This window comes from Sediminicola luteus, assembly GCF_002514735.1.
Lineage (GTDB): Bacteria > Bacteroidota > Bacteroidia > Flavobacteriales > Flavobacteriaceae > HQA918.
Genome location: NZ_NBWU01000005.1, coordinates 110,000 through 125,308 on the forward strand (window position 1 = coordinate 110,000; position 15,309 = coordinate 125,308).

General features: G+C 44.7%; 10 protein-coding genes. 6 read left to right on the forward strand and 4 right to left on the reverse strand.

Annotation, left to right across the window (positions count from 1 at the left end; genetic code table 11):
- Positions 1–5 precede the first annotated feature (5 nt).
- The gene (sov, locus tag B7P33_RS15750; RefSeq protein ID WP_394341535.1) at positions 6–7,130 is read left to right on the forward strand and encodes a T9SS outer membrane translocon Sov/SprA; all 7,125 of its coding nucleotides are present in this window, start codon (positions 6–8) and stop codon (positions 7,128–7,130) included.
- Positions 7,131–7,446: 316 nt separating this feature from the next.
- Here sov and B7P33_RS15755 read toward each other — a convergent pair whose 3' ends face one another.
- Positions 7,447–8,067, reverse strand: coding sequence for a GNAT family N-acetyltransferase (locus tag B7P33_RS15755; RefSeq protein ID WP_172435972.1), 621 nt, complete (start codon positions 8,065–8,067; stop codon positions 7,447–7,449).
- Between the two features lie 665 nt (positions 8,068–8,732).
- On the opposite strand from B7P33_RS15755, the gene gcvH reads away from it, so the two are divergent.
- The 4 genes from gcvH (at position 8,733) to B7P33_RS15775 (ending at position 11,188) form a co-directional block, all read left to right on the forward strand.
- Positions 8,733–9,113, forward strand: a complete 381-nt coding sequence (gene gcvH / locus B7P33_RS15760) for a glycine cleavage system protein GcvH (RefSeq protein WP_097443192.1) — start codon at positions 8,733–8,735, stop codon at positions 9,111–9,113.
- On the forward strand, positions 9,106–9,501 hold the full coding sequence (locus tag B7P33_RS15765) for a VanZ family protein (RefSeq protein ID WP_097443193.1): 396 nt from the start codon (positions 9,106–9,108) through the stop codon (positions 9,499–9,501). Before gcvH ends, B7P33_RS15765 begins: the two co-directional genes overlap by 8 nt.
- 53 nt (positions 9,502–9,554) lie before the next feature.
- Positions 9,555–10,259 carry an energy transducer TonB gene (locus B7P33_RS15770; RefSeq protein WP_097443194.1) on the forward strand — a complete coding sequence of 235 codons (705 nt, stop codon included), beginning with the start codon at positions 9,555–9,557 and terminating at the stop codon, positions 10,257–10,259.
- 104 nt (positions 10,260–10,363) lie between these two features.
- A complete protein-coding gene (locus B7P33_RS15775) occupies positions 10,364–11,188 on the forward strand; it encodes an energy transducer TonB (RefSeq protein WP_097443195.1) in 825 nt (274 codons plus the stop codon).
- Between the two features lie 136 nt (positions 11,189–11,324).
- Here B7P33_RS15775 and B7P33_RS15780 read toward each other — a convergent pair whose 3' ends face one another.
- The 3 genes from B7P33_RS15780 to B7P33_RS15790 all read right to left on the reverse strand — a co-directional run bounded on the left by B7P33_RS15780 (position 11,325) and on the right by B7P33_RS15790 (position 14,274).
- A complete protein-coding gene (locus B7P33_RS15780) occupies positions 11,325–12,653 on the reverse strand; it encodes an OmpP1/FadL family transporter (RefSeq protein WP_097443196.1) in 1,329 nt (442 codons plus the stop codon).
- Between the two features lie 206 nt (positions 12,654–12,859).
- Positions 12,860–13,315 carry a DUF1801 domain-containing protein gene (locus B7P33_RS15785; RefSeq protein ID WP_097443197.1) on the reverse strand — a complete coding sequence of 152 codons (456 nt, stop codon included), beginning with the start codon at positions 13,313–13,315 and terminating at the stop codon, positions 12,860–12,862.
- Between the two features lie 89 nt (positions 13,316–13,404).
- A complete protein-coding gene (locus B7P33_RS15790) occupies positions 13,405–14,274 on the reverse strand; it encodes an MBL fold metallo-hydrolase (RefSeq protein ID WP_097443198.1) in 870 nt (289 codons plus the stop codon).
- A gap of 131 nt (positions 14,275–14,405) precedes the next feature.
- Between B7P33_RS15790 and cyoE the strand changes: the two genes are divergently transcribed.
- A complete protein-coding gene (gene cyoE / locus B7P33_RS15795) occupies positions 14,406–15,299 on the forward strand; it encodes a heme o synthase (RefSeq protein ID WP_097443544.1) in 894 nt (297 codons plus the stop codon).
- Positions 15,300–15,309: the final 10 nt, after the last annotated feature.

Genomic DNA, 15,309 nt, shown 5'->3' on the forward strand with positions numbered 1-15,309 from the left:
TAAGTTTGAAAACAGGGGCAGTAAAGACATCTAAATATGCATTTAGGAGATTAACCCTATGCGTATTTTTCCTCTTGGCCATGGCGGTAGGTTATGGTCAGGATGCAGAAGGGCAGGCGCAGGACTCCGTAAAAACCGGGTACGACCTGGGCCAATTGTCTTTAAAGAACCCCAATAGTATCGTTTCCAAATATAGTTACGACCCCAAATTGGATCGGTATGTATACACTGAAAAAATTGGGGATTTCGATATCAACTACCCCATAATCCTTACGCCCCAACAGTACTACGAATTGGTGCGTAAGGAAACTATGAAAGACTATTTCAAAGAGCGGGTCTCTGCCTTCGACGGAAAGAAAGAGGGTAGTGAAGAAGCCCGTAAAAACCTATTGCCCAACTTTTATGTAAACAATTCGTTCTTCGAATCGGTTTTTGGGGGAAATACCATAGAGGTAATCCCGCAAGGTTCGGTAGCCATGGACTTGGGCGTTATTTGGCAGAAAAACGATAACCCGGCCTTATCGCCACGAAACCGTTCCAACCTTTCCTTTGATTTCGACCAGCGTATTAGCCTATCGCTTTTGGGTAAGGTGGGTGAGCGTTTACAAGTAACGGCCAATTACGATACCGAGGCTACCTTCGATTTCCAGAACTTGGTGAAATTGGAATATACCCCCACCGAAGACGATATTATCAGAAGTATTGAGATTGGTAATGTAAATATGCCGCTCAACTCATCGTTGATCACCGGGGCCCAAAGTCTTTTTGGGGTTAAGACCCAGTTGCAGTTCGGTAAAACTACGGTATCTGCCGTTTTCTCAGAACAACGCTCCCAAAACAATACCGTAGTGGCCCAAGGCGGTGGCACGGTTGAAGAGTTTGACCTTTCGGCCCTCGATTACGAAGAAGACAAGCACTTTTTCTTATCGCAATACTTCCGTGATAATTATGATGTTGCCTTAGAACAATACCCTTATATACGCTCTGGAGTGCAGATTACCCGTTTGGAGGTTTGGGTGACCAATAGAAACCAGCAGACCTTGAACGTTCGTAATGTAGTGGCCCTTCAAGATTTGGGTGAGCCTATAGAAGACCGCACCCGAATTGGGCAACAAGGGGGAACTCCTCCTGGGTTCTTTAATCCGGGTGGTCCCGATCCGCGTTTGCCTCGAAACAATGCCAATGGGTATGATCCGGCCGAGATAGGGGAGCCGGGTAGTGTGCTGGGCGACGAGATTCGCGATATTGCCACCGTAGAGTCGGCCTTTAATTTTACTAATGGTTACGTGGCCAACCAGGGCTTTGATTATGCCATTTTGGAGAATGCTCGAAAACTTGAGATCAATCGTGACTATAGTTTTAACCAACAGTTGGGTTATATCTCGTTAAACCAGCGTTTGAGTAACGATGAGGTATTGGGTGTGGCTTTTCAATATACCTATAACGGCGAGGTGTTCCAGGTAGGGGAATTTGCCAATGGCGGACTCGATGCCACTACCATTGCGCCTGGGGTAGATCCTATTATTGAAAACAATACTTTGGTGTTAAAGCTCTTGAAAAGTAACATTACCAGTGTGGCCGATCCCATTTGGGATTTGATGATGAAAAACATCTATGGCACCGGGGCTTTTCAATTGGATCAAGAAGATTTTAAGATGAATCTTTTGTACACCGATCCCACGCCGCGAAACTATATTACACCCGTAGACCCAAATACCGGCTGGCCTACCAACCCCAAACCTTTGGAAGAACGCATTTTGTTGGAGGTTTTTAATTTCGACCGCTTAAATGCCTATAACGATTTACAGCCTGGGGGTGATGGTTTCTTCGATTTCATTCCAGGTATTACTGTAGACCAACGTAACGGGCGCATCATATTTACCAAGGCGGAGCCTTTTGGGGAATTCCTTTTTGAATTGCTCGGTGGGGGTAATTACGATGTGGAAGATGATGCCGGTTATAACGTAAACCAGCAAAAATATGTTTGGCGTAACCTGTATAAACAGACCAAGGCAGCCGCTTTGGAGGAAGCCGAAAAGAATAAATTCCAGATTAAGGGGCGCTATAAGTCTTCCGGAAACAATGGTATTCCGATCGGGGCATTTAACGTGCCTCGGGGTTCGGTTCGTGTTACCGCTGGTGGGCGACAGTTACAAGAAGGTATCGACTATACCGTAAACTATCAGGCCGGTACGGTACAAATTATCGACCCTAGTTTGCAGAATTCCAATACCCCAATCAATATCTCGGTAGAGAACAATGCGGTATTCGGACAACAAACCCGTCGTTTTTCGGGGGTAAATGTCGAGCATCAGTTCAATAAGAATTTTGTGTTGGGCGGTACCTTTCTTAACCTTAACGAACGACCGCTAACCCAAAAATCGAACTATGGCGTAGAGCCGGTAAACAATACCATTTTCGGTTTAAACGGAAACTATTCTACCGAAGTGCCTTTCTTGACCCGTTTGGCCAATAAGTTACCCAATATAGATACCGATGAACCCTCGAACGTTTCCGTTCGTGGCGAAGTTGCCTGGTTAAAACCCAACTCGCCCAAAGCGGCCGATTTTAATGGGGAGACCACCACTTATCTTGACGATTTCGAAGGCGCCCAGGCCTTGATAGATATCCGCTCTTCCTTGGGTTGGTTCTTGGCTTCAACGCCTTTAGAATTTACCCCAAGCGGACAGTTGGAGGGTAGCAGTCCGGAGGACCCCTTGAATTTGAACAACGGCCATGGTAGGGCTAAAATGGCCTGGTATACCATCGACCCTATTTTCTATACCAATCAAAGACCTTCGGGTATAACCGATAACGATGTGTCTACCAATGCCACCCGCCGTGTATTTATAGACGAGGTTTTCCCGCAAACGGATATCGCCCAAGGGCAGACTACGGTACAAAGCACACTCGATTTGGCCTATTACCCAACTCAAAAAGGGCCTTATAACAATAGCGACGATTTCGATACCGAAAATGCCGATGAAAAATGGGCCGGTATCATGCGACCGATGACCTCTACCAACTTTGAACAGGCCAATGTAGAGTTTGTGCAGTTTTGGGTGTTGGATCCTTATGTAGATGGAGAGGCTACCAGTACAGGGGAATTGGTCATCAATTTTGGTAATATCTCTGAGGATATCTTAAAGGATGGCCGTAAACAATATGAAAACGGACTGCCAGGGGTTGGTAGTAACGAACTTACCAGTCCTACCTCTTGGGGTAGGGTGCCGGCTACCCAGTCGTTGGTATACGCCTTTGATGCCGAAGAGGCCAACCGGAATTTGCAAGATATTGGGTACGATGGTTTGAGCGATGCCGACGAAGGGGCGATCTATACCAATAACCCAGGTGAAGATCCGGCCTTGGATAACTACGAATATTATATTGCTGCCGATGGCGATATTTTAACACGTTACAAAAACTTCAATAACCCCGATGGTAACTCGCCAGTGGCGGTAAACAATACCGATCGTGGTAATACGACCCTACCCGACGTAGAGGATATTGACCGTGACCTTACCATGAACACGGTAAACAGTTATTACGAATACCGCATCCCTATCCGTCCCAATACCACGGTGGCCGATAAGTATGTTACCGATATACAAGAAGGGGAGACCCCTGAACTACCCAATGGTACCCGATTGAACCGCAGGTGGATCCAATACAAGATTCCGTTAAGCGATTTTACCGATGCCGTTGGTGGTATCAACGACTTTAGGTCCATCAGTTTTATGCGTATGTACCTTACCGGTTTTAGTAGTGATGTAGTCTTGCGTTTCGCTACCTTGGATTTGGTGCGTGGCGATTGGCGTACCTACACCCGTTCGTTGACCGAAGACGGCGATGACCCCCAAGACGATGGTACCATTCTCGATGTGAATACGGTAAATATTGAAGAGAATAGTCAACGCACCCCAATTCCTTATGTATTGCCTCCTGGGGTGGTTCGTGAGCAATTGAACAATAACAATACTATAATACGACAAAACGAGCAATCGCTTTCCATGAAGGTAGAGAACCTTCAGGCCGAAGATTCACGCGGGGTTTTTAAAAACCTGAATATAGATATGCGCCAATATCAGCGTATCAAAATGTTCATGCATGCCGAAGAGGTAATCGAAAATACCATTGTTCGCGATAATGTGGTCATCGGGTTTTTACGGATCGGTACCGATTTTTCGGAAAACTATTATCAGGTAGAATTACCCTTACAGCTTACCGAATGGGGTAGCACTAGCACCGATGCCATTTGGCCTGCCTTAAACGAGATCGATTTAGATCTGAACCTGCTTTCGGCTATCAAATCCATTGGTATTGCCGATGGTACCCTAAATGATGTGGTCTATTACGATATTGTGAATGGTGAGCCTGTACAAGTATCCGAATTTGCACCAAGAACCGAAGGGCAATTACGTATTGCCGTTAAGGGTAACCCGTCTATGGGTAGTATCCGATCTATGATGGTAGGTGTTAAAAATGCCGATGACCGTTCGCTCAGTACCGAGGTTTGGTTTAATGAATTACGTTTGGTAGGCCTCGATAATAACGGGGGTTGGGCAGCAATAGCCGCCATTGACGCCAATATGGCCGATTTTGCCAATGTAACCGCCACTGGGGCCATGAGTACCTCTGGTTTTGGTTCCATTGATCAAATGCCAAATGAAAGGGCTAGGGAAGATGTGGTTTCTTACGATGTAGTAACCAATATAAATGCCGGACAATTGTTACCGAAAAGTTGGGGGGTTCAGATCCCTTTCAATTATGGGATAGCCGAAAAGAAGATTACACCCGAGTTCGATCCGGTATATGACGATTTAAAATTAGACGATAGGATCAATGCGGCCAATAGCCAAGAGGAGGCCGACGATATTCGCGAACAGGCCGAAGATTATACCAAGCGTACCAGTATTAACCTAATCGGGGTCAAAAAACAGCGTACTACCGAAAAGAAGCCCATGCCCTACGATATTGAAAATTTCACTTTCAATTACTCGTATAATGAAACCCAACAACGTAATTTCGAGATAGCCAAATTACGCGATCAAAGGGTACGTACCGGGGCCATTTATGCTTACAATTTCCCGGAATCGAATATTGCACCCTTGGCCAAAAAAGATTCGGTACTAACCGGCGATTATTGGAAATGGCTGAAGGATATGAACTTTAATTGGTTGCCTACCCAAATTGCCATTAATGCCAATTACGATAGGGCCTTTAACCAGCAAACCTTTAGGGATGTTCTAGAGCCAGGAGTAGATAAATTAGAGCTGCCTGAATTGCAACAGCGTAACTTTATGTTCAATTGGCAGTATACCTTAAATTATAGTATCAGTAATTCCTTGTCGGTAAATTTAACGGCCGCCAATAACAATATCGTTCGCAATTATTTCTTGGAAGCTGGGGACCCCGATTCTGGGATCAATCCGAATTTGGCCCTCTACGATGGTTTTTGGGATATTGGCGAACCTAACCGCCATGCCCAACAGTTCGAATTGAACTACGATATTCCTTTCGATAAAATACCTGCCCTAGACTTTATCTCGGGGCAATACCGCTATACGTCTAATTTCGATTGGCAGCGTGGGGGCGATGCCTTGGCCGCAGTAGCCGGGGAGACCATTAATACCGTTCAGAATGCCAATACCCACGAGATTACGGGTAGTATGACCATGCAACGTTTGTACGATTATATTGGTTTAGGTAAAAAGAACAAGGCCAAATCTAGGTCGGCCGATCCTAACGATCCCGATGCTAAAGTCAAGAAAACAGGTTTTACCGATGCGCTTAAAGATGTACTTACCATGGTAAAACGTATTAACGTAAACTATAGCGAGACCAATGGTAAGGTGCTTCCGGGTTATACACAGTCTATTGGTTTTATTGGTACGACCAAACCTTCCCTTGGTTTTGTATTCGGTAGCCAGGCCGATGTGCGTTTTGAGGCCGCTAAAAATGGTTGGCTTACCGAATTTGAGGATTTTAACGAACAATACATTCAAGAGACCCGACAGCTGCTGAATATCTCGGCCGAAGCCCGACCGGTACGTGATCTTACGATAAACTTGGCAGCCGATCGCCAATATGCCGATCGCTACCAAGAAAACTTTAGGGTAGAAAACCAAGAGTATGTTAATCTTTTGGGGAATCAATCGGGTAATTTTAGTATTTCTACCATTATGATCGGTACCGCTTTTGGTAAAAGTGATGAGATTACCTCCAAGAATTTCGATGAGTTTAAAGCCAATCGCTTGGCTGTGGCCCAACGTTTGGCGGCCCGCGATGGTTTGGATCCGACCGATGTAGACGAAGAAGGCTTTCCTACCCGTTACGGTAAAACCCAACAAGATGTATTGTTGCCTGCTTTTTATGCGGCCTATGCCGGTCAAGATGCCGGAAAGGTAAAATTGGGCTACTTTAGGTCTTTCCCTTTACCGAATTGGGATCTTAAGTATACCGGATTTATGCGCTACAAATGGTTTAAAAAACGCTTTAGACGTTTTTCATTGGCCCATGGTTACCGTGCTTCTTATAGCATTAACTCGTTCCAGACCAATTTAGAGCGTACCCAATTGATCAATGAAGGCAACGAACCTATAAATCCGGAAAACGACGATTATTTACCACAAGACATTATTAGTAATGTGGTAATGACCGATCAGTTCAACCCCTTGATGCGGGTCGATTTTGAGATGAAAAATTCCTTGAGCGTATTGGCTGAGGTAAGGCGCGATCGTTCCATGGCCCTGAGTTTCGATAACAACTTGCTGACCGAGATCAATGGTAAGGAGTATACCTTAGGGTTGGGTTACCGTTTTAAAGATGTAAAAATGGTAACCAATATCGGCGGACAAAAACAACGTCTAAAAGGTGATCTGAACTTGAAGGGCGATCTTACCTTGCGCGATAATATTACCATAATCCGTAACCTGGAACTGGATAATAACCAGATTACCTCGGGGCAGAATTTGTTCTCTTTTAAGTTTACCGCTGATTATGCGCTAACCAAAAACCTGAACGCCTTGTTCTTTTATGATCATTCGTTCTCCAAGTTTAAGGTGTCTACGGCCTTTCCGCAAACTACGATCAACGCCGGCTTTACCATTCGCTACAATTTCGGAAACTAAGTTTTTAAATACGCGATAGCAATTTTGTCGAAGTTTATGTCGATAAACGAATGGTTTAGTGATGTATTCGATATCTGAGTAATCCGAAATAGTTACGGTAAATTCAATCCGACTTGAAATTTGCCCCCTCTCCAAGCGGGAGAGGGATGGGGTGAGGGTATTACAGAAGAATTGTTTTATGGGCTACTCGGAAATTCCGTTTTCGCCTAATTTGATTAACTGTGTGTTACGCTTTAACAGTGCATGGTATAAATTTTTCCCTTGAATGTGTTGGTTAAAGATGCGTTCAGAGATATTGATAGTAGCTCAGAAAAGTTTAACCCGCCAACTCCATACGATGATGGCTGGGTACGTGTCCGTACTGGTTTTTGAGAGTAGATTGTATAGTTTTAGAAACTTTAAAACCGAGGGTTTTATAAAGTTTTTTGGCCCTGGGATTCTCAAGGGACACATCGAGAACGAATTTTTCACCCATTGCGCCAAGGGGTAGCTGTTGCATTAACAAGGCTACTAGGGTAGTACCCAAACCTTGTCCCCGTAGTTGGGGATCAATGGCCAAATGTACCAGGCTATGTTCAAAGGTTTTGGGAGGCTGTATTATTTTTTCGGTCCGTAAGCCTTTAACTAACACCTGAGGACTTTGAAGTTTATAGTACCTCATAATATTTTGCGCATCTGTCAAAGGGAAACCCAAAGCTTTTTTACCATCGAAAATAGCGCCGATACCTATGGGCCTGCCTTCAAGGGTGAGCGCATAATGGTTGTCAAAACTGAACTCGCCTCCTTTTCTTTTAAATGCAAAAGATAAAAATTCTTGAGCCTTTTGGTTTTTGGTTTGGAAAACATAATCAAAAGCATCGGGACCTGAGGCATAAATAAGGGGAACGGCCCAATGGGCGTCATTTGGGGTGCAATTTCGTAAGCTGGGTTGGTGCATAGTTGTGGTTTGAAGGGAAAAGATAAGGGGTTTGGCCATAGTAATGAAATGGAGCGGTGGTTTAACTGGTGCATACTATTAAGTGGTTAACGTGAATCAAGAGTTGAACGCTCTGTGGTTCTCTGTGCTACTCCGTGAAACTCTGTGTAACAACACATAAGGCTCAAGTTACGCAGAGGCACACCGAGAATACGCAGAGTTACACTGAGAAATTGCATTTGGTTTTCAGTAGATTACAATAGCTCTTGATTCTCATGGTTATCCTTTATCTATGAAGGTACGAAGTTGGAAGTACAAGGTTGTCATAACCCATAATTCTTAACTCATAACTTGGTTGTGTAATTTTTTATGGTTTCATGTTGGTTTCGTTGAATCGGGAAGCTTAGTTCGTGAAATAGTATGGCGGTTGCGTTAGGGATTGGAACGAAAAACCCACAGGCCTTGAAGTATGAATGGCCGCGGATTTGCAGTGTAAAGCCCGACCCCCGAGGCTGGCGAGGGGGGAACGCCCAAAGCACACTAGGGAAAATTAGCCAAAACTTTGCCTATATAACCAGACCGGGACCAAAATTAGGTGAATTGCCGTTTTTGAAGCCGTACATTTGATTACGGGCTTTTGACATTGACAACAATCCGTTACATTTGCTAAAACAAATACAATCGCAATGAACATTCCTGCAGAACTTAAGTATACCAAAGATCACGAATGGGTAAAGATCGAGGGCGATGTGGCCACCGTGGGTATTACCGACTTTGCACAAGGCGAATTGGGTGATATCGTTTATGTTGAGGTGGAAACCGTAGACGAAACCTTGGATCGCGAAGAGGTGTTCGGTACCGTTGAGGCCGTAAAAACCGTTTCTGATCTTTTCTTGCCTTTGAGTGGCGAGATCATCGAATTCAATGAAGGTTTGGAAGATGAGCCTGAAAAAGTGAATTCTGATCCTTATGGTGAGGGTTGGATGATTAAAATTAGATTTTCCGATACTTCGGAACTCGAAGATCTTATGAGCGATGCCGATTATAAGGCGTTGATCGGTGGGTAACAAAACTGTATATACCTTATTGTTTATAGGCTGGATGCTGTTTATAACGGTGTCCAGCCTAATTCGTTTAGACGGTTTGGATACCGAGGGGATACGTATACCCCATGCCGATAAATTGGTACATGCCGCATTTTATGGGGGTATGGTGGTTTTTGGGGTGTGTATGAGCTTCCAATATAAACCAAGTCCCAGCATAAAATCGAAGCTATGGTTTTGGGTAATCGCCGCTATGGGTTATGGCATGATTATTGAAGTGTTACAAAATCAGGTATTTATGCGCGATGGCGATGTATTCGATGCCTTGGCCAATACTGTTGGCGCCCTTTTGGGGGCGTTGAGCCTTAGCTTTCTTTTTAACAGATTACCCGGGTTAAAATGGAAAGATTAGTTGTTTTTGTTAAAAATATTTAATTAAATTAGCCCACATTAAAACTAGACCCTATGGAACTCAAGAAAAATCCCAAAGCGGACTTATCGAAAAGAAGCGGCCTCTTTTTCGTTATCGGTCTGGCCGTAGTGATGTTAGTCGTATGGCAAGCTTTGGAATACAAAAAATATGATAAAGTAAAGCAGTACGATACCTCCATGGACGTCGATGATCTTTTGGATGAGGAAGTACCGATGACGGAACAGATTAAGACCCCTCCGCCTCCACCACCTCCGGCAGCTCCGGAAGTTATTGAGATTGTTGAAGATGAAGAGGAAGTAGAAGAAACCGTAATCGAGTCTACTGAAACTTCGCAGGAAGAGGAAGTTATCGAGGTAGAGGATGTAGCCGTAGAAGAGGAGTTCGAAGATGTTGAGGTACCTTTCTCGGTTATTGAAGACGTACCTGTTTTTCCTGGATGTGAAAAAGAAAGCGATAAAAAGAAGTGTTTCAATAGTATGATGCAAAAACATATCCGTAAGCACTTCCGCTATCCTGAGATTGCCCAAGAGATGGGTATTCAAGGAAGGGTAAGCGTTATGTTTACCATTCAAAAAGATGGTAGTATCGGTAACGTAAGAATGCGTGGTCCGGACAAGAACCTAGAAAAGGAAGCGGCCCGTATCATCTCTAAATTGCCAAAGATGACCCCAGGTAAGCAAAGGGGTAGGGCAGTAAAGGTACCATTCGCTATTCCGATTACCTTTAAATTGCAGTAATTACAACTACTACATAGTTAAAAACCCGTGCCTTGGCACGGGTTTTTTTTGTTTTGGTACGCTTCTTGTGTTTTAACAAAATACTAACACTCAAATTCAGTATTATGGAAAACGCAGATTTTAAGCATCCAAGCCATTGCAGTGGCGGGGAGCACGAAGCGCGCCAGAAACCCAAAAATCCCGATAAGCATCGGGGCAAGTGGGGATTCTTGCCAAATTTAGAAAAAAACGGCTTCTTCCGTTTTCAATTGGCCCTGATTTTTGCCTTGGTCATGGTCTATTCGGCCTTTCAGTTTACCGTGGCGGTAATGCCACCACCCGATGTCGCCGACCCCGGTAGCATTGAAGAAGATGTAACCTATGAGGTGTATCCGGAACGAAAGATCATTATTGAGCCGGATAAAGTACCGGAAAAGGTGCCGAAGGTGAAGCAGGTGAAAAACCCAACAAAAATCAAAATCGTGGATGACCGTGAAAAAGTCTTGGCGGCAAATGTGATTGACGATGTAGAGCCAAGTCCTGATTTAAAAGTCAGTGATATTGACTATACCGATGAGGGACCACCCGTAGAAGTGCCTACCATGATAATCAATTTGGTGGAAGAGGCACCTATTTTTCCGGGCTGTGAAAATGTAGCTAAAGACGAGCGGGTCGCTTGTTTTCAAAAGCAGCTGCAAAAACACATCAAACGAAAATTCCGCTATCCGGAATTGGCCCAGTCCTTAAAACAACAAGGGCGGGTAAATGTAGTATTCAAAATCGGTGTAGATGGCACCATAGAGGATCTTCGGTTAAAGGGGCCGCATCAGATCCTAGAAAAAGAGGCCGCCCGTATCATGGGTTCGGTGCCCCAAGTGGTGCCGGCCAAGCATGGAGGCAAGCCCGTAAAAGTAAATTACAGTATTCCGATTACGTTTAAGTTGTATTGATCTTGTATACATAAGTTTAGTTACATGATCTTGCTTAAACCGAGACATCGGGTACTCTAGTATTTCCAAAAAAGAGACCCAGACGATAGATTTTTTACGCTATGTCTGGGTCTTATTGCATTTAAAATCGGGGAATTTATGGCGTATTGGTGTTTCGCTTAAAGGTGTAGCTTACCCCAAACTGAATCATGCTGGTGGTCATATCGTATGAGACCGAACTTCCTGGAAAGGCACCGTGTGGTGGAAATAGGGGTTGTAAGGCCGGATTGAGCAATGGGCCTTCGGTGGCCCCGTCGCTGGTGCCGTAATGAAAGACCGCATCCAAAGAAAGAGTGTCGTTGGGTTGATAACTAAAACCTACTTGAAAAGCATGTTTGATTATAGCCGTAGCCGGAATATTGAAAAAGGTCACTTCTTCCGGAATGGGGTTTCCACTATAGGTATAGCCAACCCGTAGGGGGAGTTTGTCAATTCCTTTAAATTGAAGTCCGGCAGAAACAATAGATATGTTCTCCCAGCCAAATCCGGCTACCGAAGCCGTGGGTGTCCACCCGGTTTTTGAAAATCCGTCTGTGTTTTCGTAATCTACAAAACGATAATCCAAGGCCAGGTCGAATAGACCTTTGGAATACCCAATTCCTAATGAGGCAATGGCGGGGTAGTCCATATTGAATTTGTTTTCGGCAGAGGTTCCATCTAGATAGGTGTTGTCGAACTCAAAATCGCCAAATGCTTGTGTGGTTTTATAGGATAGGCCGAATTTAAAGCCGGTCTGGGTGTCGTAAAACACACCGAACTGTGCACCAAAACCTAAGGCGGTGGCGGTATCTGTACTGGGATAACCCGCAGTTGGCGACGGGTTGGCCGTAGGATTGGGCATAAGCTCTAAACTGGCCCAATTTATATTCGGACTTACACCTATCGAGAGTTTATCGCTTAGCTGATAGGCCCAGGCCCCACTGATTTGCAACAACATATAATCGGATTCGATATGACCGAACCCACCCATATTTTGTGGAAAATTAATGGGGTTGGTGGTGCTTTCGGGAAAAGTTACCCCAAATCCGCTGATACCAAAGGCCGAGACGCCGAAGGTATGTTTGCTTTCCTTGTTACCCCAAACAAAGGCCAGGGCCGGCATAGGCGAAACGCCCCGGTCGTCTTCCGTAACCCCGGAAACAAAGTTTCCGGTTGGGGCACCGGTACCGTCTAAAACAGGTACGGTAGAACTAAGTTCGGGCGATGAGAAAAATAGACCGATATCGAGCTTGGCAATTCGGTCGTCAAAGACCGAAATGGCGGCCGGGTTCCATTGTAAGGCTCCCGAGATATCGAGCGGTTGGGCGGTGGCGGCACCTCCCATAGACATGTTTACCGCACCCACCCCTTGCATAATGTGTCCGGCTTGTGCAAAGACCGCAAGGGTGAACAACCCCAATACGGCCGTACTTATAAAATGCTTCATTTACTTGTATTTAAGTTGGTACTCCGTAAGCCCAATAAACGAACCACGGCAAAAGTTGCAGTGCTGCGTAATTGGCGATAAAAAGGGTGGTTCCTTCTTCAAAGGTAGCCCGAGAAGGGATTTTGGAATATGACCAAAGTCATTGAAAGAGCGCTGTCAAGTAGAGCAAAGGGTGGGCTAAATCGTTTATGGATTGAGTAGGTGATTCACCTTTTAATTCTGTGCTCATAAAGCTTTACCCAATCGCTTGCCGTCATTTTTTGGCAGAGTTGTGCAATCAGTTCATAGGGGATGTTGTTCCATTTTTTAAAACGGATACAGCTTTTGCCCATATCGAGTTTAGTAGTGCTGTGTTTTGGGTATTCGGCCACAAACCAATCGTGAAGCTCCGGGTCGGTGTACAGGCCGGAATGGTAGAGGGCCACAAAATTCTTTTGGGCCGCGATATTGATAAAGGGCAGGGGTAGCTTAGGGTCGCAATGGTATCCGGCCGGGTAGGTGGTATGGGGTACCACATAACCGATCATCTTATAACTGATGCATTCTTCAAATCCTTTGGGTAGGTTCTGCAAAACGGTATTCCGGAGTCGGGTTACCGCTTCCCGCTTGTCCTTTGGTACTTTTTCAAGGTATTCCGCTACGGTTTTTGCATCTATGGTCATTTCGCTCGTTTCTTCAATGTCTTTTTAAAGATACCAAAAGTGTTGTAATTGGATTATGGCACAAGTCTTTTGTCTTTAATCTGAGGGGTCTATTCTCTTTTTTCTAGCTTCAGGCTGTTATAAAAAGTGGCCCGTATTTTCTCACCGGTAATCCAGCCTTGTCCAAAACGAGCGTTGTATTTTTCGTCTATTTTGGTGTCGGCCTGAACCTGTTCCAGAGTTTTGCTTTGGTCGATACTTGTTTGTACTCGTGTTCTAAGGTCTTTGAGCATGGCCGTATATTGTTGTAAATCGGCTTTGCTGGAAAGTTGGCCATGGCCCGGAATAATCTTGGTATCGTCATTGATCAGCATCAATGCTTTTTCATGGGCCGCTATATAGCCGTTTACACTACCACCACTTTTTAGGTCAATATAGGGGTAGCCCTGCGAAAAATAAGTGTCGCCCATATGTAACACATTATCATTGACGAAATAAATCATGGCGTCGCCATCGGTATGGGCCTTGTGTACATGAAATATCATTATGGTTTCGTCGCCTTCATATAAGGTAATGTCGTCTGAAAAGGTCAGTTCGGGGAATTTTTCAGCTTCCTTGCCCTGGGATTTTAAACTCTTTCGCACATTGGCATGGGCCACCAAGGTGGTTTCGGTGATGTTGAAGTTGGCATTGCCTCCGGTATGGTCGCCATGCATATGGGTGTTGACCAAAAATCGGATAGGTGTATCGGTAATTTTGCTTATGGCCGCTTTGATTTTGCTGCTCAGTGGGGCGAATTGGTCATCTATCATTAAGGTGTATTCGGCACCTTTGTAAATACCGATGTTACCACCACGGCCCGTTAGCATATACACATGATCACTAACCTGTATTGTCTCAATTTGGGTGTCTTTCATATCCTGGGCAAAGGAAATCAGTGCCAATAAGAGGGCTAAAAAGGAAAATAAGGGCTTTTTCATGGCGAATACTTGAGATGTGTTGTGTAGTGAGACGTATTTTGATTACTAAAATAACACAAACAAGGCCAGCCTTTTGCAAAACTATGTTTGGCCACCTATCTTTGCGGCCTTTAAGGGAAACAGTATTTTTTATGGCCGTAGGCACCGTAACGAGCACTTCATGGGCTTCCGTTCTGGCGGATTTTAAAGAACTCACCAAAGTCAAATTGGCGGTTAGTGTGGTTTTTTCTGCTGTGGCGGGTTATTTTTTGGGTGCCGATGTTATCGAAATCCGATCATTGCTTTTGTTGGCCATTGGGGGTTACGGACTCGTTGGGGCTTCGAATGCGTTCAATCAGGTTATTGAGCGGGATTTGGATAAATTGATGAAGCGCACCCAAAACAGACCGGTACCGGCAGGGCGGGTCTCGGTTAAGAATGCCATGGCGGTAGCCATTGCCTTGACCATTATGGGGATCGTTTCCCTCTATTACCTGAACCCGAAAACGGCCATGTTCGGGGCTATTTCCTTGTTTTTGTATACCTCGGTCTATACCCCTTTAAAAACCATAACCCCTTTGTGTGTATTCGTTGGGGCATTTCCTGGGGCCATTCCTTTTATGTTGGGCTGGGTAGGGGCCACTAACGAGTTCGGTATAGAGCCGGGCACCTTGTTTATGATCCAGTTCTTTTGGCAATTCCCCCATTTTTGGGCCTTGGGCTGGATGCTAGACGAAGATTACCGCCGGGGTGGTTTTAAAATGTTGCCCACTGGGAAAAAAGATGGTAAGACCGCATTTCAGATAATAATGTATACCATTTGGATGCTGGTTATTTCCATTATTCCGGCTTTTGGTATTACTGGCAAACTTCAATTGTCGGTGGTAGGGGCCATTATTATCGGTCTTATGGGGCTGGTAATGCTATATTTTGCCTTTAAGTTGTATGAAAAACGGGATAATGCCACCGCCCGAAAATTAATGTTGGCCAGTGTGAGTTACATCAGTCTTATGCAGATCGTGTATGTCATCGATAAATTTATTTGATTCCGAATAA